We start from the raw sequence: 20,975 nt of genomic DNA, 5'->3' as shown, positions 1-20,975 counted from the left end.
AACAAGTGCCAAAAATGGAGCACCTTCAGGCAATGAGCGCTGTAGCCTGAGTGCGCCCGCCTCGCCTGCCCAGTCAAACCTGCTAGCCGCCTTCGCTGCGCCTGGCATCGCCGATTAACCTCGCCATGTAACCCGAGCATGGATTAGCCCGCCAGGGAGCGGGCTTTTTTCTTTTTGGGCGCGCGATGGCGATCCCACAGATAAATTCGCAGACAAAAAAATGCCGCGGCACAGGCCGCGGCCAAGAGCTTGCCACTACTGACTACAACTACACGGCGCGAGGGGACGTCGCCGCCAGATCATTGTCGCGGGTCGCCCAAAAGCCATCAACGATTACACCGCCGACCTGACAATCGTTAACGTTTATGCCCGTCGGATCTTCCGACCCTCGGTGCGCGCTTTCCCCGCCAAGTTGGAAATCGGCGGGATCTTGAAATTGCGTCTTGTTACCTGCATGTACGCCCACTTTCATCGGAGAATTCTGATCGTGGGAAGCCGCCCCTCCTTCATCGACGATCTCGCTCGCGACCTTTCGCCTGACAGCGCGCACCCCGTCGCCCCAAGCGACGACATCTTGCTTGACGCCTATTCGCGAACCGTCATCGGCGCGCTCGAGCGCGTCCAGCAATCCGTCGCTCATATCGCCGTCGAGCGCCGGACACCCGGTAGCGATTCCGCGCGCGGCGGCAGCGGCTCGGGCTTTTTATTCACGCCCGATGGCTATTTGCTCACCAACAGCCACGTCGTGCACCGCGCAAGTACGCTACGTGTCACGCTTGCCGACGGTGCGACCTACGAAGCCGATCTGGTCGGCGACGACCCGAGCACCGACCTCGCCGTGTTGCGCATCGGCGCGTCCGAGATTCTGCCGCACACCGAACTTGGCGACTCGGCGAAGCTGCGCGTCGGGCAGATCGCGATTGCCGTGGGTAGTCCGCTGGGGCTTGCGCAGACCGTCACCACCGGCGTGGTTTCCGCGCTCGGCCGCTCGTTGCGCTCGAACTCTGGACGCATGATTTATGACGTGATTCAGACTGACGCCGCGCTCAATCCCGGCAACTCCGGCGGGCCGCTCGTGAACTCTGCGGGCCAGGTGATCGGCGTGAACACCGCGATCATTCCCGGCGCGCAGGCCATCTGCTTTGCTACCGCGATCGACACCGCGAAATGGGTCATCACACAATTGTTTGCTCACGGGCGCGTGCGGCGCGCACACGTCGGCATTGCCGGCACCACGGCGCCGATCGCGCGCAAGGTTCAGCGTTATTTCGAACTCCAAACGACTAGCGGCGTGCGCGTGATGGAAATCGTCAAGGGGAGTCCGGCGGCTCTCGGCGGTCTGCGGGTGGACGATACGATCGTCGCGATCGACGGCGTGGCTGTCGACGGAATTGACGCGTTGCAGCGCTTACTCGACGCTTCGCGCATCGGGCGCGAGGCCGAATTCACGGTGATCCGGCTCACGCAAAAATTGAATTTGCAAATCACGCCCGTCGAACAAGCGCTTTTGGTGTAAGCGAAAGGCCGCTGCCGAAGAACGCGGCAGCGGCATTAATTTGGATGACGAACCATCTCACTTACCAGTCGGAAGATTGTCCGTAGTCGCCATAGTAGGGTGCCGGCGGTGCGGGCTGCGGCGGAGCACACGGCACATAGCGGCCAGAGTATTGATCGTAGCAGCTGCTCGGCGCAGGCGTGACAGCATAGACGGGAGCCGGCTGCGCATAGACCGGCGCGGCGACCGGGGCCGGTTCGGCATAGACCGGCGGCGGCTCATACGCGACTGCCGGCGCGCTGTTCATCGCGGCGCCCACCACTGCGCCGATCAGCGCGCCGCCGATCAGCGCCCCTACCACGTCACCGCCGCGGTCGTGCGCGCTGGCCGGGCCAGCCGCTGCCAGGCAGCCTGCCGTCACCAGTAGTACCGCTGCAATCTTTCGCATGTCGTTCTCCTCGAGAACCGTTCGAAAACATGCGTGCGATTGTGGGTGCGACGCGCGGATACAGGTGCTGCAAGTGGTAACGACGCATTACGTCGGCAATGAACGGCGCGGATACGCGTGCAGATTGGGAGGATTGGCAGCAGACGCAGGCACGCGCCGCGAACGGTTCGTCGCGATGTACACCGGGTCTGCCATGAGTGGGGTCAAGCGAGGACACGCGCGTGGCGCGCGCCCCATCTGTCCGGGATTCGACCCGGGCGGTAGTCCTGCCACTGGGGTCAGTGGTGCAGGATACTGCGCAGCGGATGACGCCAGTCGATATGAGGAGCCCCCGCTTCCACGCGCTGCCTATGCTCCTCGAGGATTTCGTCCGAAAACAGAAAAACGACAATGACGAGGGGAATAACCAGAAACGCGCCCAGTATTACGTGTTCGATCACGATAACCTCCTGGTTGTCAAGCGGTTGCAATTCCATTGTAGCTGGAAAGCTACAGCTTGCGCGAGAGGGGGTTATCGATTCTCTGAGCGAAGGTGGGCCGCCGCACGTTCAGGCCGCCGACTTCTTCCAGACAGCCGCGAAAAGCCCCGCGCCGATCAGCAACGAGCCGCCAGTACGATTGACGAGGCGCTGCACGCGCGGACTGCGCACCGCCTTGCGCGCAGCAGCCGCGAGCAGCGCGTAGCCGAACGCGTTGAGCGTGGCGAGCGCAAGGAACGTGGCCTCGAATATGACAATCTGCGGCATCGCAGCCGTATGCGGATCAATGAATTGCGGCACGAACGCGACAAAGAAAATGATGCTCTTCGGGTTGAGGGCGGTGACGGCATAGGCATGCGCGAAGATTCGGCCCGCGCGGGTTTCGGAGGTGTCGGGCGCGTCGGCGGTGGCAATCGGTGCGCGCCAGAGCTTGATGCCCAGATAGATCAGATAGGCGGCTCCGACCCACTTGAGCATCGAAAAAAGCGCTGCGGAGGCGGCGAGGATCACGCCGAGGCCAAGCATGGACGCCGTCATCGCGGTGAAGTCGCCGAGCGCGACGCCTGCGGTCGTCGCCAGCGCATAGCGGCGCCCATGGCCAAGCGCATACGAAACGACCAGCAAGACCGTGGGTCCGGGAATGGCGACGAGAATGGCCGACGCAATCGCGAAAGGCAACCAATGGGCGAGGGGCATAGGTTTCTCCAGTGAGGAAGCCCGATTTATCCACGAAGATCGCAGGGATGCAAGCGAAGGTGAGGGCACGCTTTACGCACTGGGTGCGAGAGAAAGCAATGTATTCCACGAGCCGCTGGCATCGTTTTTATTCTGCGTTTGATGACTAAATGGCTTTGCGCTCAAGCCTTCACGCCGCGACTTTATGTGCACTGCGTCATACATTTGAAAAGCGGATTGAAACGGTAATTTTGAGTACTTTGCACTGGCGCTGGCTCACGGTCGACTTGCAACTGCTGCGCTCGCACACAAGTTCTTCTTGCAGTCCTTTTGCGGTCTTCTAAATTTAAAAAAGTGTGCCGTGCGTAGAAGTTAAATACATAGCTAACCTGAGTATAAGCCTGCGGCGCTATACGGAATCGGAGTAAGCCGTAAAGTGCCAACTCTGATAAGACAGGAGACAACCATGAAAATGCTATTCGCGATGACCGCATTCGCTGCCGGTCTCCTTTGCGCCGTTTCCGCACAAGCGCAGGATTCCGCCTTGAAGCCGCAGCAAACCGTTCAACTCAAGCCCGGCTCGTATGGCTGCCTCTCGAAGGACAAGCTCGACGCGGTTTCCTTGCACGAGCAGGCCGGCGAGCATCAGCAGATGCAGGAATATTTCACCGATTATCGCTGCCTCTCCACGCCTGAGAATCAGTCGTTCCGCATCGTGCGCGTGGTTGGCCATGACGTCGAATTCGTCAATGCGGCGAACACCGACGACCAGGGCCTCTGGACCACCGACCGCTTCATCAAGCAGTAAATGTTGCGTAGCACCGGCGAGCCGCCCGCCATGAGCGGCTCACGCGCCCCGACTGGACCTTCGACCCAGTCGCTCGCCTGCGTTTAATCGGCTCGTCATTGGCCTGTCATCGGCCCATCCGCCTCGATCCCGTCATTGCATCGTCATTTTCGCGACCGACCATCGCGATGATCCAGCACGTCGCCGTCCGATGAATCCGGCACAGGATCTGCTGGAAACTCGCTATCATGTGCGGCTTTTGCGCGGCGCGGAATTCACACGGGATTCGCACCCATTCGATATGGCACTCAAATCGACCATCTATAAGGCAGAACTGCAGATCGCGGACATGGACCGGCATTACTACGCCGACCATGCGCTCACCATCGCATGTCATCCGTCCGAAACCGACGAGCGGATGATGGTGCGCATCGCCGCGTTCGCGCTGTTCGCCAGCGATCGTCTCGAATTCTGCAAGGGCCTGTCGGACACCGATGAGCCCTCGCTCTGGTGCAAGGACTACACCGGCGCGGTGCAGACCTGGATCGAAGTGGGGCAGCCCGACGAGCGTCGCATCGCCAAGGCAAGCGGGCGTGCCGAGGAGGTGATCGTGATCGCTTACGGCGGACGCACCTCGGATATCTGGTGGCAGGGCGTGCGCAGCAAGGTGGAGCGGCTGCGCAACGTGACGGTCTGGTCGCTGGGCGAGGGCGTGGCAGCGTCGCTCGGGGCTCTGGCGGAGCGGACCATGCGCCTTCAGTGCACCGTACAGGACCATGCGGCGTGGATCGGCAACACCGCGAGCGAACCCGTCGCGGTCGAATGGACCGTCCTCAAGGCGCCTGAAAACGTCTGATTGCGCGGCCCTCTCGCACGCGTGCTGCCTTTGTGGGGGTTGCCCGCGGGTCAATCAACGCACCGGCGGCCCTTTCAATTCGACCATGTTGCCCTCGGGATCGAACAGGTACAGCGACGGCCCGAAGCCTTCCGAGCCAAAACGCTCGACCACTTCGCCCGGGCGCGCGCCCATCTGCGTGAGCCAGGCCTTGAGCGCCTCGCCATCGAACGGTTCCACCCGCAGGCATAGATGATCCATGTTGCCGGCAGCGCCTGATGGCGTCGCGCCGCCGTCGCGGTCCAGCGCACCGCCGATCGCGGCGAGATCGACCAGCGAGCGGCCTGCGCGCAGCTGCACGAGCCCCAATTTTTTCTCCTCACGTTCGACGCGGCAGCCCAACACATCGCAATAAAAGCGCGTCATGGCGGCGAGATCGGCCGCGCGAATGACGACATGATCGATTTCGCGAATCTGGATAAGCATGGTTCTCCCCAAAACGGCGCGCGCGGGCGCAATCCACACAGTGTAGGGGAGGGAAATCAGGCGGAAAATGGCGAAGCGCGAGCGCTCGGATCGAGTCGGGCAGGGTGATGCGGTCCGCTGACGAATTCGCTGGACGAAAAAAAGCCCGCTACTGTGAGCGGGCTTAATCCATATCAGGAGGAGACATGGAGGAGACAGAAACTACTATACACAGCGATCTGACGCGGCGCAACAAGTTTTTAAGGGAAAACCCGCAATTGGGCCAAATTGTCGCAGTCACCGCCCCGCTTTTATGGCAGGCGGTTGCTGGCTGGGCATTCGCGGCTGGCAATCGGCAATCAGGCCAGATCTCCTGAACGACAGCGCAAGATCCGGCAGGCCGGCATGCATGGGAGCCGCTACAGTGGGTCCATCGAGTCCACCATTTCCGGGAGTCACGAAATGAACGCCATCCCGACCGCAGCTCACGGCGAGCTTGTCGCCGCCTTCGGGTCGGTCCCCGCACTGACTACCGACGACGAGCGCTGGGCCGCCATCGCGGCGCGCGACGCGCGTGCCGACGGCCAATTCTTCTACGCCGTGCGCACGACCGGTGTGTTCTGCCGCCCGTCCTGCGCGTCGCGCCTGCCGCGCCGCGAGAACGTGGCGTTCTTCGCCGATGCCGATGCCGCGCGCGCGGCCGGCTATCGTGAATGCAAGCGCTGCCGCCCCGGGGGCCTGCCGCGCGAGCTCGAGATCGTGCGCCGCGCCTGCGCTGCCCTCGACGCCGATCCCCAGGCCCGCCTCACGCTCGCGCAGCTCGGCGAGCTCGTGCACCTGAGCCCGTTCCATCTGCAGCGTCTTTTCAAGCGCGTGCTGGGCGTCTCGCCGCGCCAATACTTGGCGGCGCGCCGCGGCGCGGTGCTGCGCGACGCGCTCGCACAAGGCGCCGATGTCACGCGCGCGAGTGCCGACGCGGGCTTCAACTCGTCGTCGCGGCTCTACGAGAGCGTGGCGGGAGAGCTGGGCATGGCGCCGTCGGCGTTCCGCCGCAAGGGCGCGGGACTCACGATCCGCTATGCGGTCGCGGCCACGCCGCTCGGGCGCGTGCTCGTCGCGGCAACGGACAAGGGTATCTGCCGGATCGCGTTCGGCGACGATCCCGGCGCATTGAGCGCAAGCCTCGTGGCCGACTTCTCGAACGCACATTGCATCGAGGACACGGCAGGGCTCGCGCCGTTCGTCGCGCAGATCGACGCCTATCTGCATGGCCGCCGCGAGCACATCGAGCTGCCGCTCGACATTGCCGCGACGGCGTTCCAGCAGCGGGTCTGGGACGCGCTCCAGCGCATTCCGTACGGCGAGACGCGCAGCTATACGCAGATCGCCGAAACGCTCGGCGCGCCGCGCGCGGTACGCGCCGTGGCAAGCGCTTGCGCATCGAACCCGGTGGCGCTGGCGATTCCCTGTCACCGCGTCGTGCAAAAGGGCGGCGCGCTCGCCGGCTACCGCTGGGGACTCGCGCGCAAGGCCGCGCTGATCGACGCCGAAGCGCGTGCGGGCGAAGTCCTCGTCGCTGCCACGGCACAGGCCGGCGGCCCGCCTCCGCGCGACGCGAAACGAGACTCAAAGCGCGGCCGCGCCGACGCCACACCGGAGACCGCCGCTTGAGCGCCGTCCTGCCGAACGAACCACAACAGCCGCGAAGCGGCGGCCCGGATCCCGACGCCACCTTCGAGCTGCCGTTTCGCGCCCCCTACGACTGGCCGCGCATGCTGCGCTTTCTGGCGGGACGCGCGACGCCAGGCGTCGAAACCGTGGAAGACGGCGCGTGGCTGCGTGCAATCGACTTCCATGGCGTGAGCGGCACGCTCGCCGTACGCCGCCATGCGCGCAAGCACTGCCTCGTCGTCGAAGTCGACGGGCCAGTGAGCGCCCATGCAGCCGCATTGGCTGCGCCGCTGGCGCGCATCTTCGACGTGCGGACAAATCCGGCCGCGATCGGCGCGGGCTTCGCCGCCGATCCATGGCTCGCGCCGCTCGTCGCCGCCGCGCCGGGGCTGCGGGTGCCGGGGGCGTGGTCGGGCTTCGAACTCGTGGTGCGCGCGATCGTCGGCCAGCAAGTGAGCGTGAAGGCCGCGACGACCATCGTGGGCCGCCTCGTCGAGCGCGTGGGCAAACGTATCGAGGGCCACGCGCACGCGCGCACCGCATGGCGCTTTCCCACGCCTGCCGCATTGGCCGCCGCCGATCTTGCCGGGATCGGCATGCCGGGCAAACGGGTGGCCGCGCTCCAGGGGTTCGCGGCGGCCGTGGCGAGCGGGACGCTCGTTATCGAACGTCCCGCGGAACGTGCCCCGGAGCGCGCGCGTGCGCAAGGCGCCGCGCTTCGTGCCACCGGCAGCCGGCGCAGTCGCCATGACGAGCCCGCTGGCGATCCCGGGACTGCGCCCGCTGCAGAACATGCCACCGAACGCGCCACCCTCGACGCCATGCGCGCCGGATTGCTCGCACTGCCTGGCATCGGCCCCTGGACCGTCGAGTACGTGGCCATGCGCGCCTGGCGCGACGCCGATGCGTGGCCCGCCACCGACCTCGTGCTGATGCAGGCCATCGCCGCGCGCGACCCCGCGCTCGTGCGCCCCACGCAGCAGCGCGCGCGCACCGACGCATGGCGGCCCTGGCGCGCCTATGCCGCGATGCACCTGTGGAACGAGATCGCCGATCGGGCCGGCGCGGCGCGCGGCGGCTAGCAGACCACCCGCAAAGTCCCGCCCGAAGGGGGCCCAAGCAGGTCTTTCAGCGAGATGTTAAAGTGCCCGCTACCGAAAATCCCTTGCCGGCGGCACGTGCCGCACCGCGTCGCCGGCCAGAGCCCGACCCGCCCTTCAATGCCAGACACGACCTCTACACGCACGAACGACGTTCTCACGCAGCGCCTTTCCGTGCTGAGCGCCGGGCCGCATCGCGACGCGCTCACGCGCGGTCTGCGCGGCATCGAAAAGGAAAGCCTGCGGGTGACGCGCGACGGCCAGCTCGCCATGACGCCGCATTCGGCGGCGCTTGGCTCGGCGCTCACGCATCCGTCGCTCACGACCGACTACTCGGAAGCGCTGATCGAGATCATCACGCCGGCCGAGCACGACGCATCCATCACGCTCGAGAAGCTCGACGAGCTCCATCGCTTTGTCTACGCCACGCTCGCGCGCGACGGCGAGATGCTGTGGAACGAGTCGATGCCGGGCCTCCTGCCCGCCACCGACGACGGCATTCCCATTGCACGTTACGGCAGCTCGAACATCGGCCGCCTCAAGTACGTCTACCGCATGGGGCTCGCGCTGCGTTACGGCCGCACCATGCAATGCATCGCGGGCATCCACTACAACTATTCGCTTAACGAAGAGGTGTGGCGCGTGCTGCACGCGCACGACCAGTCCACGGCCACGCAGATCGACTATCAGTCGGAGCGCTACCTCGCGCTAATCCGCAATTTCCGCCGCACGAGCTGGCTGCTGATGTATCTGTTCGGCGCCTCGCCGGCGCTCGATGCGCGCTTCCTGCGCGGCCGCGCGCATGCGCTCGAAACCTTCGACGCCGACACGCTCTATCTGCCCTACGCGACGAGCCTGCGCATGAGCGACCTCGGCTACTCGAACACCACGGGCCAGTCGGCGCTGCACGCCGACTATGACACGCTGACGGGCTACCTCGACGCGCTCACGCAGGCGGTGAGCCAGCCGTATCCGCCGTACGAAGCCATCGGCACGCACCGCGACGGCGAATGGGTGCAGATCAACACCAACGTGTTGCAGATCGAAAACGAGTTCTATTCGACGATTCGCCCGAAGCGTGTCACGTATCCGGGCGAACGGCCGCTGCATGCGCTCGCCGCGCGCGGCGTGCAATACGTCGAAGTGCGCTGCATGGACATCGATCCGTTCGAGCCCACCGGCATTTCGCTCGAAGCCGCGCGTTTTCTCGACGCCTACCTGCTCACCTGCGCACTCGAAGAAAGCCCCCTGCTGCCGGCGGCCGACTACGCACAGGCGAACGAAAATTTCGGCCTCGTCACGAAGGAAGGGCGCCGCCCGGGCCTCGAGCTCAAACGCGGCAACGACACGGTCTCGCTGCAGGATTGGGCCGCCGAGCTGCTTTCGAAGATCGAGCGCAGTGCCGCCGTGCTGGACGCGCTGCGCGGTGGTGACGAGCATGCGCGCTCGCTTGCTGCACAGCGCGCGAAACTCGCCGATGCGTCGCTCACGCCCTCCGCTCGCGTGCTGGAAGCGATGCGCGGCAACCAGCAATCCTTCCTGCAATTTGCGCTCACGCAAAGCGAGCGCCATGCGGCGCATTTCCTCTCGCGTCCGCTTTCGCCCGAGGCGATGGCACAATTCGAGGCGCTCGCGCGCGAGTCGCTGGAAGACCAGGCCAAGCTCGAGCGCGAGGAGGTGGGCTCGTTCGACGCCTTCGTGACCGCGTATAGCCCCTACACGCTCAATCGCTACAGCGTTTAGCCCTGCGCTAGTGGAGTATTTTGGGCATTCCACTTGCTGGAAACACCAGCGTGCGGGCGCGGTCCAACAATGCATGGGCAGTACGCCCCGCCGACGCCACCGCGTGCCGACGACAAGATAACCGGGCCGCGCTCGACGCGAGCTCATACAGGGAGGAACCACACGATGAAACGAATCCTGCCGATCCTGTTCTGCGCGGCACTGACGGCCTGCGCGCCGCGCGGCCAGGTCAACCCCGACGTCATGCAGATCGCCACCGCGCCGCTCACGTGCAACGACAAGCCGCAGTGCGACATCTGGTGGCAACGTGCCCAGGACTGGGTGCGCGACCATTCGAAGTACGAAGTGCAAACCGTGACCGACACGCTGATCCAGACCGCCGGCCCCGGCGGCGGCAAGCGCGCGCTCGCCTACGAAATCACGCGGACCCACAACAGCGACGGCACGACCACCATCGGCTTTGCGGCCCATTGTGACAGTTCGCTCGGCTGCAAGCCCGATCCATGGGCGGCCGGCGCGGCCTTCAAGCAGTACGTGCGCACGGGCGTCGAACAGCCGATCCAGGGAATCAGCGGCGACGCGGAAAACCCTGACGCGTCCGGTGCGGATACGGGCGCCGCATCGTCGGCTGGGGCGCGCGCGGCGAATGAGTCCAAGTAAGCCCGGCTGGTTCGCACCGCGTGATAGCTCGTATTCCGAATCGAATCACTTCGATTGTGCATTTAAGCATTATCTGATTGGGTGACGTGTCGAGGGATCGTATTGTGGCTCTGCTTCGGCGTGCGCCGGACGACAGTACATTCCTCTTCCATCATTCGAATCGAAAATGAAAATGCGACTTCTGCCAGCCAGCGCACTGGCTGCCCTCATCGTCGTCGCGGCTGGTTGCACGACCGCGTCAGGCCCGACCTACAACCTCGACGTCGTGACGCTCGCCAACGGCTCGCAGGCGTATCGCGTACAGTGCTTGGGCCTGCTGGAAAGCTCGAAGGCCTGTATGAAGAAGGTCACCGAGATTTGCGGCAACAAGGAGCCGCTGCGAGTGTCCTCAACCGACCGCGCTGCGTCCGGATTCAAGGCCGAAAACGACCCGCGCGAAATCATGTTCGTTTGCCAGGCGCCGCAGCCCGCTGTCCAGACACCGCCGCCGCCTCCGCCGCCGGTCGTCGAAACGCAGCCGCGCACCATTACGCTCAGCGCCGACGCCAACTTCGAAATCAACAAGTACAACCTGCTGCCGGAAGGCAAGCAGGCACTCAACAAGTTCATCGCGGACAGCGACGGCGTGAACATCGGCACCGTCGTGATCAATGGCCACACCGATTCGACCGGTTCGAACGCGCTGAACGACCGCCTCTCGCTGCGCCGTGCGGAAACCGTCCGCAACTACCTGCAGTCGCATGGCCTGCATGCGGGCAAATACGAAGTGCACGGCTACGGCAAGTCGAAGCCGATCGCGAGCAACGCCACGGCCGACGGTCGCGCGCAGAATCGCCGCGTCGAGATTCAGACGAGCGGCATCACCGTCCGCTAATCCGAACTTTGAGCGCGCGGCGCGCGCAAGTCTTTGATTTGTCGCGGTTGCGCGTGTCCGGCGGAGTCGGTTACTGGGTACGCGCGGGGCTGATGTTGAGCAGGCGGAAGGCCTTTTCCTGAACAGGTGTGGGCCGCGTGGTCATCACGATCTTCGCCTCAGGGTTCAGAGGTGTGTGGCAGACGTTGTAGGCGAGCGTGGCCAGATCATCGAGCAGCGTGCGGAAGCTGTGGAGTGGCAAGCCGTCCTCACCCAGCCGGGTGGTGTCCTTGGATTTCGCCTGCTCCGAGCGTTGCGCCTTGGCGACTGGCGAAGCTCGGGCGGCGCGCGCGAGCTCGATGTATTCATCGTCAAACAGCATGGGCTTCAAGGTCTCGCGCATGTGCCATTCGACGTAGTAGGCGAGCGTGCACAGAAACACGTGAGCGCGCACGCGCTGGGCGTTCCAGTGGAATATGGGGCGCACCTGCAGGTCGACCGTCTTGAGCGAACGGAACGCACGCTCCACGACCGCCAGGCCCTTGTAGGCCGATACGGCCGCCTCGGCTGGCAGGTCCTGTTCGGGCAAGCTGGTGCGCACCACATATAGACCGTCGAGCGACGCTTCCTGCCGGATCTGTTCGGACTTGCGCGTCCACGTGAAGCCCTCGTCGGTAAAGCTCAGATCGAAGTGCTTGGCCATCTTGTAGTGGTCGATGACGCGGCCCACGCGCAAGGCAATCGTCTCCACGCCCTTCAGGCGGTTGCGGGCCCGCGTGGTCGCTGCGGCGATCTTCATCAACTCGGCTTCAGTGGCCTGCAGCAGCGCCTCGCGCTTGCGGCTGCGCTCCTCGGCCAGCAGCGGATTGCGGCACACGATGAGCCGCTCACCGGGAAACGACTCACTGGTCACCTCGAGCAGATTGCGCTCATCAAACAGCGACGGCTGGAAGGGCCCCTTCTCCTGGGCAAGCGCGCTCACCTGCGGCGCGCGCAGGCTGCTCACCCAGCCCAGGCCCGCCGGGCGCAATACCGTGTCAATACGCGCCTGCGTGAGCATGCCCCGGTCGCCCACCCAGGCGAGCTTGCCGATGCCAAAGCGCGTCTTGAGCTTCTCCACCTGAGAGGCCACGGTAGCCGGATCGGCGGTGTTGCCCGCGAAGACTTCGACGGCCACCGGACATCCATCAGGAGTGCAAACCAGCCCGAACACGATCTGCGGATCGTCGCGCTTGCCATCGCGGCTGTAGCCGTGGGCGGCGAGCTCGCAGCAGCGTCCGGTCACCCAGGTGGAGGTGAGGTCATAGAGCACCAGCGTGTTGCCGGCCAGATGTTTCCTGGCGAGCCGCTTCTCGATGCCTTCCTGGGCATCGCCGAGCCAGTCGAGCGCGGCGTAGATCTGCTCAAGGTCAACGTCGCCCAGACCGAGCAGCCGCGACAGCGAATGGGTGGCGGTTTCGTCGCGCAACATGCGATGGGTGGCGAGCTTGGAAGCCGGCGAGACCACCCGCGCCACCAGCAGTGCCATCACCACCGAGCGCAGCGCGGCAGGCGCCGATGCAAACCACTGCTCGGCGCCACAGGCGCGCGCGGCGCCGAGCGCCGCGGCCACGTGTCCGTGTGGCAGGCTGCGCTCGATCACGAAGGCCTCTTCAGCCGAGGGCACCGCGACGCCCCCGCGCAAGAGGACCTTCAAGCCCTCGATGACCTCGGCGGGAAGCGCCGAGAGGTTGGCGAGGGTGCGCTTCTTCACCTTGTTGCCATCGCGATACGACTCACGCAGCAGGATCGCGGGTGGGGAATTGCGGTTGGGAACGTGTTCGACGTACATGAACACTAATTCAAGCACAAAAACCGCTAAATACAATATAAAAATACTAATTTACATGGGTACACGATAGCCTCAAAAAATAGCCGAAACCCAGCACTGATAGGGGTTCCAGCTATTTGAGAAGGCAAAGCTCGGGCTAATACACCACGTTTATCACGGCAGCAACAGCACACGCCCGCGTTTGTCGCGGGCGTTCATCACGGGATCGCCAGTGGGCCATCAATGGCCCATTGCCGGTCCCGCTCCCTTTCTGGGCTTCGTAATCCAGACCAGCGCCGCAAGCACGACGAACATCGCGCATGAGATGCGGAAGAAGTCGTTGGTCGCCATCATGTAGCCCTGCGCCGTCACCACTTCATTGAGCTTCGCGGTCAGGCCCGGCCCTGCATAGCCGAGACTCGTCAACGCATTGCTGTATGCGCTGGTGTTGGGCGAATATACGCTCACGGACTCCGACAACACCGCGTGGTGATAAATCGCAGAGTTCTCCCAGAACGTCGTGCTCGCCGCCGTTCCAATCGCGCCCGACAGCGTGCGCAAGAAGTTGGACAGACCCGATGCGCTCGCGAGGCGCTCGTCGGAGATGCTCGACAGCGTGATGGTCGTCATCGGCACGAAGAAGCAGGCCACGCCGATGCCCTGCACGAGGCGTGGCAGGATCACCTGGTCGAACGGCACGTCGAGGGTGAACGTGGCGTTCCATAGCGAGACGCCCGCGAACACGACGAATGCGAAGCTCGCCACCATGCGCAGATCGAGCTTGTGCATATTGCGCCCGATCAGCGGCGAGAGCACGAGCGCGAGCAGCCCCACCGGCGCCGTCGCGAGGCCGGCGACGCCGGCCGTGTAGCCCATCACCGTTTGCAGCCAGAGCGGGAAGATCACGACCGAGCCGAAGAACGCCATGAAGCCGAACGAGATGATCAATGCGCCGAGCGCGAAGTTGCGGTCGCGAAAGAGCGAGAGATCGACGACCGGCTCTTTCTCGGTGGCCTCCCACGCAAGCATGAACGCCAGCGACACCGCCGCGATGATTGCGAGCGCAACGATGAACTTCGAGCTGAACCAGTCACGGTCCTTGCCGAGGTCGAGCATCATTTGCAGGCACGACACGCCGATCACGAGCAGCACGAGGCCCACAGCGTCGATGCGCTGTTTCGTGGTCTTCGTTTCGCGTCCGCGCAGCAGCAGGAACGCGCAAACCCCCGAGAAGAGCCCGATCGGCACGTTGATGTAGAAGATCCACGGCCATGTGTAGTTGTCCGTGATCCAGCCGCCCATGACCGGGCCGAAGATGGGCGCGACGATCACCGTCATGGCCCAGAGTCCCAGCGCAAGCCCACGTTTCTCGGGCGGGTAGGAGCGCATGAGGATCGTCTGCGAAAGCGGCACCATCGGACCGGAGACGAGGCCCTGCACGAGACGGAAGGCGATCAGCGTCTCGAAATTGGCGGCGAAACCGCAGGCCGCCGAGGCCAACGTGAACAGGATCACCGAAAGCGTGAAGAGCCGCACTTCGCCCACGCGCCGCGCGAGCCAGCCCGTGAGCGGCACGGCGATTGCCGAGGCGACCGAATACGAGGAGATCACCCAAGTGCCTTCGCTGTTGGCGACGCCGAGCGTGCCGGAAATGGTCGGCACGGCAACGTTGGCGATCGACGTGTCGAGCACCTCCATGAAAGTGCCGAGCGCGAGGCCCACGGTCAGCAGCGCGAGCTTTCCGCCCGAGAACGGCGCGGGCTCCGCGCTGGCAGGAGCGGGAGAGGGCGCGGCGGTGGATGCGTCCATTTTCAGGGTCCTTGCTCGGCTTCTTGCCGAAGTTTCCAGTTCGGGTGGCAGTCCATAAGTTAATGTCGCGGCATTGACTGCCCAGACAGTGATTTATCCGCAATGCGACACGATCGAGGCGAAATCTAGCTGGCGCCAAGGCGCCACGACACCGGCTTCACAGCTTGTGGCGATCTTCCTCGGCTGCGCTGAATGGCACATCCGCGCCGCCTTCGACATGACTGCATACCATCGACGTGTCCGCATCGTTCGCGATGAAACGTTGCAACAGGCTGACGAGCGTGGTCACTTCGTCGGCGGAAAAGCCGCGTAGCTGGTCGTTCACCACCGAGGCGACCAGATCCGGCAGCTGCTGCGCCGCATCACGCCCCAGCGGCGTGAGCGCCAGTTCGACCACACGGCGGTCCGCGTGACTGCGCTGGCGCACGAGAAAGCCTTTTTTCTCCAACCGGTCGAGCATGCGCGTCATCGATCCAGTGTCGTATGACAGCACGCGCGACATTTCATTGGGCGTGCGGGCGTGCTCGAACCACAGTAGGAGGATCACGCCGATCTGCGATGAGGTCAGCCCCAGCGGCGCGACGGCGCGGTCCATCCGCGCGGCCAGCACGTTTCGGGCCGTCGACAGGAAATAGCCCAGGCTCGGCACAACACCGACCTTGCCTGGTACGTACGCACCCTCGCTCATGGGAAGCCGCTCTCACGCATCTCGAAAACAGGCGAATTCTAGCCGGTTATATGCCTGCCTGGGCAGATAAATTGGGTGACGCGTCAGCCACCGATTCTCATGGTCGCTGCGTAAAAACAACAGCACATTTGGTGCGATGCAAAGTGTGTTGTGGTTTGATTGCATAGTCAATATTATGACAGGCAAGCACTTTATCTCCTCGTATTCCCCAATTCTCCTGTTGAATGCGCCATGCTGTACCTAAAAAACGCGCTCGGCGGCATCGGCCGCTCGGTTTCCTGCACTGCCAGGCTTGCTTTCACGCAAACCGGCGGCGCGGCGCGTTGGCGCAAGTTCGCGCTCTATGCAGCGATGTTCGTGCTGCCTGGCGGCTCGATCGCCGTCGCGCTGATGGTGTGGGCCGACCGACGCCGCGCCCAGCGAGACGGGGCGGGCACGTCCGTGGTGATGAGCGGCGTCATGCCGCCTGCAACGAGCCCAAGTGTGGTCGCGGCAAGCATGAATGCAGCAGCGGCCACCACGGCGGCAGCCAAAGCCGCCTGCTCCGGCGTCCAGGTTGCGTGCCGCGCCAACATCATGCGGGGTGCACATACGCGCGCAGGCCGCGCCGCGCTGCACGCCGTTCACGCGCTGGGTTGCTGGCGCCGTAACGACGCGTAATTTGCGACCGGCGTGCGGTAACACATCCTCATCCATTTCCGGCTTACCCTTGGAGGTTCCGCGCTGCGTGTGGCGCGTGCGCTACCATTGCCGCAACTTGCCAGCCCCTCGAACCGAGCCCGGCCCGCCGCATTGCCGCAGAGCGCACCACGCCGCGCGTCTTCGCGCACCAGCTGCGCGCGACTTTCACCCGGTTCGCCAGCCGCTTCGACAGGAATTCCTTGCATGTCTTGCCGTTTCGTCCCTCCCGGCCATCACGTTTCCCGCCGTAGCCGCGCCTGGCGCCTGGCGCCCAGGCCTGCCGTGCTGTGCGCGGTGGCAGCGCTCGCGTTCCAGTTGAGCGGTTGCGCCGTGGGCCCCGACTATCACAAGCCGGCTGCAGCAGTGCCCGAGTCGTACAAGGAAGCGCCCGAGGGCTGGAAGACTGCACAACCCGCCGATACCGCCGATCGCGGCCCCTGGTGGCTCATCTACGACGACGCGCAGCTCAACGGGCTGATGGATCAGCTCAACGCCAACAACCAGACCGTCGCGCAATACGCCGCCGCGTACCGCCAGGCGCGCGCATTGGTAGGCGAGGCGCGCGCGGCATATTTCCCGGTGGTGAGCGCCTCGTTTTCGGGCTCGCGCGCACGCTCCCCCGCGCGGGTTTCGAACTCTAGCAGCAACGGTTTTGCCGGCGGCGGATCGATCTCGAACAACGTCAACCTCGGCCTCGACGCGACCTGGGAACCGGATCTCTGGGGCAAGGTGAGCCGTACGGTCAGCGCGCAGGAAGCCGGCCAGCAGGGCGCCGCCGCCGATCTGGCCAACGCGCGCCTCTCGGCGCAGGCCACGCTCGCGCAAACCTGGTTCACGCTGCGCTCGCTCGACGCCCAGCAGAAGCTGCTCGATGACACCGTCGCGGCTTATCAGAAGTCGCTGCAGCTCACGCAGAACCAGTACGCGCAGGGCGTAGCGGGCCGCGCCGACGTCATCCAGGCGCAAACGCAATTGCAGTCCGCGCAAGCCGCCGCCATCGGCAATGGCGTGGCGCGCGCCCAAGACGAACACGCGATTGCCGTGCTGGTCGGCCAGCCGGCTTCGGCGTTCTCGATTCCGCCTTCACCGCTTATGGCCACCCCGCCCGCCGTGCCGGTCACGATGCCTTCGGCGTTGCTCGAGCGGCGTCCCGACATCGCCTCGGCGGAGCGCAAGGCGGCGGCCGCGAACGAGCAGATCGGCATAGCGATCTCCGCGTTCTTTCCCACGCTGACGCTCTCTGCCAGCGGCGGGTTCGAGAGCTCGGTGCTCTCGCAGCTGCTCTCCATGCCGTCGCGCTTCTGGGCGCTCGGGCCGTCGCTCGCGGCCACGGTGTTCGACGCGGGCCTGCGCCGCGCGCAGACCGAAGCGGCGCGCGCGTCCTATGACCAGCAAGTCGCGGCCTACCGGCAGACCGTGCTGGCCGCATTCCAGGACGTCGAGGACAACCTCGCGTCGCAGCGCATCCTCGCGCAGGAAATCGTCGTGCAGCAGCAGGCCGTGGAATCGGCTCAGCACGCACTGCGGATCGTCACGAACGAATACAAGGCCGGAACAACCGATTACCAGAACGTCCTGTCATCGCAGACGACGGCGTTCACGGCGCAGCAAAAGCTCGCGAGCATCGCGGGGCAGCGCATGGTGTCGTCGGTCGGGCTCGTGAAGGCGCTCGGCGGCGGCTGGGACGTCTCGCAGATGGCGCGCGAAACCGGCGGCGTAGCGGCGCCCGCGCCTGTCGCGGCATCGGACTCCGCGGTGCCGGGCGCGCCAGGCCAGGCGCCTTCGATGCGTGGCGCCGTGCAGGGTGCGGCAGCGCAGGGCGCTCAACCGCAGTAAGCCCGGTGGCGCGCTACACCTCGCGGATTCATGGCGTCAGCGCATGAAGGTCAGCGCCACAGCGCCGGTTCCCGTGGGCCGTCCCAGCAGATTCAGCAATCCCGCCAGATTCTCGCGCTGATCGGGCGTCGCGCTCGCGGTGCCATTGAACGACGCCGACGAGCGCGAAAACGTGCCATGCCCGTCGAGCAGCAACGGTCCTTGCTGCGTGCTCAGATCGAGCGTCGATGACGCGCCCTGCGCCTGAAGCACCGCCTCATACGAGCCGAGCGGCTTCACGAGCGAGACGCGTGAGCTCATGTCGCCGAGCGTGACGGTCAAGCGCCCGAATGCATCGGCGCCGAATACGCGCCAGGGACTCCACGCGAGCCGCACGTTGCCATCCAGATCTAGCGTGTTGAACGGCGCGCCGAGGCCCGCGAGCAGCGACGCGGGCACCGCGATCGCGCCCGACGTGACCGTCGCGCCGCGCAACGTCGCTTCGACGTCGACAGGGTCGGGCATGGCCTCGGTCTGGCGCATCTGCATGCGCACGCGGCCCGTGAGGAGCGCCCAGAACGACGTGCTCCATTCGATGCGGCCCGGCAGAAGCGTCGCGCCCTGCACGTCGCGGCCGGCGGCGAGCATGAGCGTGGCCGAGCCGTGCCAGAGCGAGCCTTGCGGATCGACGAGGTTGACATGGCCCTGGGTCGCGCGCGCGAACTGCGGCGCGATCCACGCGGCGGGCAGCCGCACGAGCAGCACCGCGCCTACGGACAACACGGCTACGAATAGCCAGGGCAACACGGCGCGCGCGCGCCGCATCCAATAAGACATGCGAGGAATCTCCTGTCGACCAGAGTTGGCGCTTTAGCTGTCGGCCGGAGCTAGTGCTTCAGCACTTACTCCGGGCCCATGCAAAGCGCCTTACTCTGGTCCCATGCTTCGCGGTCGACCGCGTTTCGCGCCTTAGCGCGCGTTCGCCGGCTGCAGCGACGCGGTCAAATCGACCTGGCCGTCGGCCTTCAGCGCCGTGATGTGAGCCTCGACCACCTGCACCTTGTACTGCTTGCGCACGTCGTCGAGCCAGGCCGCCCACGCCGGGAACGAGGCATTCTTCATCTGCACCTGCGCTGTCGTGCCGATCAATTGCACCTGCGCGTTCGGCATGCCGTGGTCGGAGAGTGATGCGGTCAGCGCATCCTTGAGCGCCTGGCCGCCAGGCGCGACGCTCGCCGCCGCGCCCGCGAGCGCACGCGCCTCGTCGGCCTGCGCGGTCATCTGCGCAAGCTGGCGCTTCATCGCGGGCAAGTTCTCGCGCAGGCGCGCGCGGCCGTCCGCCGCCGGTTGCCATAGCACCGAATAGCCGATTGCCACGACCAGCACCGCGCCGCCCCAGGTCAGCAGCATTTTTTCGCGCGCGGTGCGGACTTCCCAAAAGTTGCTCCACTGCTCGCTCAAGGTCTGCACCCATGCGCTGCTCGAACCGGTTGTCTTCACGATGCGCTCCTGATCGTCCATTTGCCGCTGCTGCTGTCCTGCGTGGCCGCGAGGCCATTGCGCGCAAGCCGCTTGCTCAAGTCGGCGTCGACATTGACGCCGGGCTTGAAGGTCACGTCGAGGCGCCGGTCGTGATAGTCGAGCGCTGCAATCGCATTCGCGGGCACCGGCCCGAGCGAGCGCGCGAAGGCGTCGGCGAGCGCGAGGAAATCGTCGGGCGAGGGCTCGCCCGCTGCCACGCGCAACTGGGAAAGCTGGCGCGCCATCTGCCCGGCGGGGTCGAGCACCACCGTCGTCTTCGGGAACGCGTTGAGCAGCAGCTCGGTCATCTGCGTGTTGATAGCGTCGCGCTGGCGCGCCAGCATCAGCCACTGCACGTTCGCACCGACGATCGCGACCACGAGCGAAGCCGCCACTAGCGCGAGCGGCACGCGCAGCCGGCGCAGCGTCGCGCGATCGAGACGCCACGGCTGCACCGCGAATTCGAACTGGCAGAGGTCGAACTTGCACGCGAGCGCGCGCTTCGCGAGCGTCTCGAAGCCAAGCGGCTGCGCACCGGGCAGCGCCGCCGCGAGCGCAGCTTTGTCGGCGGCGCTCGCGAATTCGCCTGGCACCCCCGTCAGCACGTAGCGCATGACGGGCGCGTCGCCGGCCAGCGCCGCCACGGTCGCGGCAAGATTTGCCGCCGGCACCGCAAAGCCTTCAGCCATCGCGCCGCGCACGATCGCGAGTTCGAGCAGCGCGCTGGACGCGCCTGCCACGGTGCTGGATACGGCCGCCGCCACGTCAGGCAGAAGCGCGGGCGCCGTCGACATGACCGGGCCGAATACGCAGGCCGTTACCGGGCTGCTTGCACTATCGGCGCCATCGGTACCATCGGCACTGCCTGCGCCGCCGGCAGCTTTGGCATGGTCGGCAACTTCCGTCGAGGCGGGCGGCATGGAGGGCTCGCCTGCGTACGCCGCGGCTTGCAGCGCCTGCGCAGCAGCAGCGCCGGTACCCCCCGCCGCATCGGGCAGGCTATCGGGCAAGCAGCGCGCCACCGGCACCGCGCGCAGGTTGCGGTGCCCCGCGCCCGTGAATCCTTCGATGAGGAAGCGGAACCACCCGCGGTCGACGGCCGCGACGGTCTGCATCCCGCCCGGCAGGCGCGCAGGATCCAGCGCGAGATGGCAAGTCTGCGGATCCTGGATCAGATGATCCTCGACGACGTTCGGCAGCGCCTGGCGCAGCCGCGGCCCCTTGAGCGGCGGCACCGTGGCGGCGACCATGAGCAGATCGCGCGCGGCGATCAGCAGCACGGTGGCCGACGCCTTCGGCAACAGGCCGAGCGCCGCCCGGCCCGCGCGCTGCGTCTGGCCCGCTTTGTCGAGCAGCACGAACGGCAGTTCGGGCAATTGCCATTCCTGCGAGTGGACCGCCGGATCGCGCGGCGGCATCAGGACGATCAGCGTGCTCAAA

General features: G+C 65.5%; 21 protein-coding genes. 11 read left to right on the top strand and 10 right to left on the bottom strand.

From position 1 onward, the window contains the following. Window positions 1-487: 487 nt before the first annotated feature. Window positions 488-1,516: a S1C family serine protease gene (locus tag P5W99_RS15150; protein ID WP_421025126.1), complete on the top strand. Its 1,029-nt coding sequence runs from the start codon at window positions 488-490 to the stop codon at window positions 1,514-1,516. 61 nt (window positions 1,517-1,577) lie between these two features. On the opposite strand, the gene P5W99_RS15145 is transcribed toward P5W99_RS15150, so the two are convergent. From P5W99_RS15145 to P5W99_RS15135, 3 genes are all read right to left on the bottom strand, one after another. Continuing rightward, window positions 1,578-1,943: an ecotin precursor gene (locus tag P5W99_RS15145; protein WP_421025125.1), complete on the bottom strand. Its 366-nt coding sequence runs from the start codon at window positions 1,941-1,943 to the stop codon at window positions 1,578-1,580. Window positions 1,944-2,221: 278 nt separating this feature from the next. Further along, window positions 2,222-2,383, bottom strand: a complete 162-nt coding sequence (locus P5W99_RS15140; RefSeq protein ID WP_027815941.1) for a hypothetical protein — start codon at window positions 2,381-2,383, stop codon at window positions 2,222-2,224. A 108-nt stretch (window positions 2,384-2,491) separates the two neighbouring features. Further along, window positions 2,492-3,118, bottom strand: a complete 627-nt coding sequence (locus P5W99_RS15135; RefSeq protein ID WP_421025124.1) for a LysE family translocator — start codon at window positions 3,116-3,118, stop codon at window positions 2,492-2,494. 445 nt (window positions 3,119-3,563) lie between these two features. Between P5W99_RS15135 and sap1 the strand changes: the two genes are divergently transcribed. Together sap1 and P5W99_RS15125 are read left to right on the top strand one after the other, a co-directional pair. Further along, on the top strand, window positions 3,564-3,905 hold the full coding sequence (gene sap1, locus P5W99_RS15130) for a surface attachment protein Sap1 (RefSeq protein WP_421025123.1): 342 nt from the start codon (window positions 3,564-3,566) through the stop codon (window positions 3,903-3,905). Between the two features lie 280 nt (window positions 3,906-4,185). After that, window positions 4,186-4,740 (top strand): YaeQ family protein, encoded by a 555-nt coding sequence (locus P5W99_RS15125; protein WP_421025122.1) that lies wholly within the window; start codon window positions 4,186-4,188, stop codon window positions 4,738-4,740. Window positions 4,741-4,794: 54 nt separating this feature from the next. On the opposite strand, the gene P5W99_RS15120 is transcribed toward P5W99_RS15125, so the two are convergent. Continuing rightward, a complete protein-coding gene (locus P5W99_RS15120) occupies window positions 4,795-5,205 on the bottom strand; it encodes a VOC family protein (RefSeq protein WP_421025121.1) in 411 nt (136 codons plus the stop codon). 185 nt (window positions 5,206-5,390) lie between these two features. Here P5W99_RS15120 and P5W99_RS15115 point away from each other — a divergent pair, with 185 nt between their 5' ends. The 6 genes from P5W99_RS15115 to P5W99_RS15090 all read left to right on the top strand — a co-directional run bounded on the left by P5W99_RS15115 (window position 5,391) and on the right by P5W99_RS15090 (window position 11,232). Next, a complete protein-coding gene (locus tag P5W99_RS15115; protein ID WP_421025120.1) occupies window positions 5,391-5,561 on the top strand; it encodes a hypothetical protein in 171 nt (56 codons plus the stop codon). Window positions 5,562-5,646: 85 nt separating this feature from the next. Beyond that, complete coding sequence (gene ada / locus P5W99_RS15110; RefSeq protein WP_421025119.1) at window positions 5,647-6,855, top strand: bifunctional DNA-binding transcriptional regulator/O6-methylguanine-DNA methyltransferase Ada; 1,209 nt, start codon at window positions 5,647-5,649, stop codon at window positions 6,853-6,855. A gap of 101 nt (window positions 6,856-6,956) precedes the next feature. Beyond that, window positions 6,957-7,937 carry a DNA-3-methyladenine glycosylase family protein gene (locus P5W99_RS15105; RefSeq protein ID WP_421025302.1) on the top strand — a complete coding sequence of 327 codons (981 nt, stop codon included), beginning with the start codon at window positions 6,957-6,959 and terminating at the stop codon, window positions 7,935-7,937. Between the two features lie 138 nt (window positions 7,938-8,075). Next, a complete protein-coding gene (gshA, locus tag P5W99_RS15100; protein WP_434661313.1) occupies window positions 8,076-9,698 on the top strand; it encodes a glutamate--cysteine ligase in 1,623 nt (540 codons plus the stop codon). Window positions 9,699-9,863: 165 nt separating this feature from the next. Beyond that, complete coding sequence (locus P5W99_RS15095) at window positions 9,864-10,358, top strand: hypothetical protein (protein WP_421025117.1); 495 nt, start codon at window positions 9,864-9,866, stop codon at window positions 10,356-10,358. A gap of 166 nt (window positions 10,359-10,524) precedes the next feature. Further along, on the top strand, window positions 10,525-11,232 hold the full coding sequence (locus P5W99_RS15090; protein ID WP_421025116.1) for an OmpA family protein: 708 nt from the start codon (window positions 10,525-10,527) through the stop codon (window positions 11,230-11,232). A 70-nt stretch (window positions 11,233-11,302) separates the two neighbouring features. On the opposite strand, the gene P5W99_RS15085 is transcribed toward P5W99_RS15090, so the two are convergent. From P5W99_RS15085 to P5W99_RS15075, 3 genes are all read right to left on the bottom strand, one after another. Then, window positions 11,303-13,042, bottom strand: a complete 1,740-nt coding sequence (locus tag P5W99_RS15085; protein WP_434661312.1) for an IS1634 family transposase — start codon at window positions 13,040-13,042, stop codon at window positions 11,303-11,305. Between the two features lie 219 nt (window positions 13,043-13,261). Beyond that, window positions 13,262-14,830 (bottom strand): DHA2 family efflux MFS transporter permease subunit, encoded by a 1,569-nt coding sequence (locus P5W99_RS15080; protein ID WP_421025115.1) that lies wholly within the window; start codon window positions 14,828-14,830, stop codon window positions 13,262-13,264. A 157-nt stretch (window positions 14,831-14,987) separates the two neighbouring features. After that, a complete protein-coding gene (locus P5W99_RS15075; protein ID WP_421025114.1) occupies window positions 14,988-15,518 on the bottom strand; it encodes a MarR family winged helix-turn-helix transcriptional regulator in 531 nt (176 codons plus the stop codon). 231 nt (window positions 15,519-15,749) lie between these two features. Here P5W99_RS15075 and P5W99_RS15070 point away from each other — a divergent pair, with 231 nt between their 5' ends. Together P5W99_RS15070 and P5W99_RS15065 are read left to right on the top strand one after the other, a co-directional pair. Further along, window positions 15,750-16,178 carry a hypothetical protein gene (locus P5W99_RS15070; RefSeq protein WP_421025113.1) on the top strand — a complete coding sequence of 143 codons (429 nt, stop codon included), beginning with the start codon at window positions 15,750-15,752 and terminating at the stop codon, window positions 16,176-16,178. Between the two features lie 225 nt (window positions 16,179-16,403). Then, window positions 16,404-18,035 carry an efflux transporter outer membrane subunit gene (locus tag P5W99_RS15065; RefSeq protein WP_421025112.1) on the top strand — a complete coding sequence of 544 codons (1,632 nt, stop codon included), beginning with the start codon at window positions 16,404-16,406 and terminating at the stop codon, window positions 18,033-18,035. Between the two features lie 36 nt (window positions 18,036-18,071). On the opposite strand, the gene P5W99_RS15060 is transcribed toward P5W99_RS15065, so the two are convergent. The 3 genes from P5W99_RS15060 to gspL form a co-directional block, all read right to left on the bottom strand. Next, complete coding sequence (locus P5W99_RS15060; protein ID WP_421025111.1) at window positions 18,072-18,851, bottom strand: type II secretion system protein N; 780 nt, start codon at window positions 18,849-18,851, stop codon at window positions 18,072-18,074. A 132-nt stretch (window positions 18,852-18,983) separates the two neighbouring features. Further along, window positions 18,984-19,535, bottom strand: a complete 552-nt coding sequence (locus P5W99_RS15055) for a type II secretion system protein M (RefSeq protein WP_421025110.1) — start codon at window positions 19,533-19,535, stop codon at window positions 18,984-18,986. After that, complete coding sequence (gene gspL, locus P5W99_RS15050; RefSeq protein ID WP_421025109.1) at window positions 19,511-20,974, bottom strand: type II secretion system protein GspL; 1,464 nt, start codon at window positions 20,972-20,974, stop codon at window positions 19,511-19,513. Before gspL ends, P5W99_RS15055 begins: the two co-directional genes overlap by 25 nt. Between the last annotated feature and the right edge of the window lies 1 nt (window position 20,975).

Source organism: Paraburkholderia sp. A3BS-1L, from assembly GCF_051125215.1.
In the GTDB taxonomy this organism is placed as follows: domain Bacteria; phylum Pseudomonadota; class Gammaproteobacteria; order Burkholderiales; family Burkholderiaceae; genus Paraburkholderia.
The sequence above is the reverse complement of the archived record's forward strand: the minus strand, read 5'-3'. Positions and strand labels throughout refer to the sequence as shown.

Bases quoted from the DNA above. Each gene is read 5' to 3' on its own strand.
- P5W99_RS15145 (WP_421025125.1), bottom strand. From the start codon at position 1,943: ATGCGAAAGATTGCAGCGGTACTACTGGTGACGGCAGGCTGCCTGGCA.
- P5W99_RS15135 (WP_421025124.1), bottom strand. From the start codon at position 3,118: ATGCCCCTCGCCCATTGGTTGCCTTTCGCGATTGCGTCGGCCATTCTC.
- sap1 (WP_421025123.1), top strand. From the start codon at position 3,564: ATGAAAATGCTATTCGCGATGACCGCATTCGCTGCCGGTCTCCTTTGC.
- P5W99_RS15125 (WP_421025122.1), top strand. From the start codon at position 4,186: ATGGCACTCAAATCGACCATCTATAAGGCAGAACTGCAGATCGCGGAC.
- P5W99_RS15120 (WP_421025121.1), bottom strand. From the start codon at position 5,205: ATGCTTATCCAGATTCGCGAAATCGATCATGTCGTCATTCGCGCGGCC.
- P5W99_RS15115 (WP_421025120.1), top strand. From the start codon at position 5,391: ATGGAGGAGACAGAAACTACTATACACAGCGATCTGACGCGGCGCAAC.
- ada (WP_421025119.1), top strand. From the start codon at position 5,647: ATGAACGCCATCCCGACCGCAGCTCACGGCGAGCTTGTCGCCGCCTTC.
- P5W99_RS15105 (WP_421025302.1), top strand. From the start codon at position 6,957: ATGCTGCGCTTTCTGGCGGGACGCGCGACGCCAGGCGTCGAAACCGTG.
- gshA (WP_434661313.1), top strand. From the start codon at position 8,076: ATGCCAGACACGACCTCTACACGCACGAACGACGTTCTCACGCAGCGC.
- P5W99_RS15095 (WP_421025117.1), top strand. From the start codon at position 9,864: ATGAAACGAATCCTGCCGATCCTGTTCTGCGCGGCACTGACGGCCTGC.
- P5W99_RS15090 (WP_421025116.1), top strand. From the start codon at position 10,525: ATGAAAATGCGACTTCTGCCAGCCAGCGCACTGGCTGCCCTCATCGTC.
- P5W99_RS15085 (WP_434661312.1), bottom strand. From the start codon at position 13,042: ATGTACGTCGAACACGTTCCCAACCGCAATTCCCCACCCGCGATCCTG.
- P5W99_RS15080 (WP_421025115.1), bottom strand. From the start codon at position 14,830: ATGGACGCATCCACCGCCGCGCCCTCTCCCGCTCCTGCCAGCGCGGAG.
- P5W99_RS15075 (WP_421025114.1), bottom strand. From the start codon at position 15,518: ATGAGCGAGGGTGCGTACGTACCAGGCAAGGTCGGTGTTGTGCCGAGC.
- P5W99_RS15070 (WP_421025113.1), top strand. From the start codon at position 15,750: ATGCTGTACCTAAAAAACGCGCTCGGCGGCATCGGCCGCTCGGTTTCC.
- P5W99_RS15065 (WP_421025112.1), top strand. From the start codon at position 16,404: ATGTCTTGCCGTTTCGTCCCTCCCGGCCATCACGTTTCCCGCCGTAGC.
- P5W99_RS15060 (WP_421025111.1), bottom strand. From the start codon at position 18,851: ATGTCTTATTGGATGCGGCGCGCGCGCGCCGTGTTGCCCTGGCTATTC.
- P5W99_RS15055 (WP_421025110.1), bottom strand. From the start codon at position 19,535: ATGGACGATCAGGAGCGCATCGTGAAGACAACCGGTTCGAGCAGCGCA.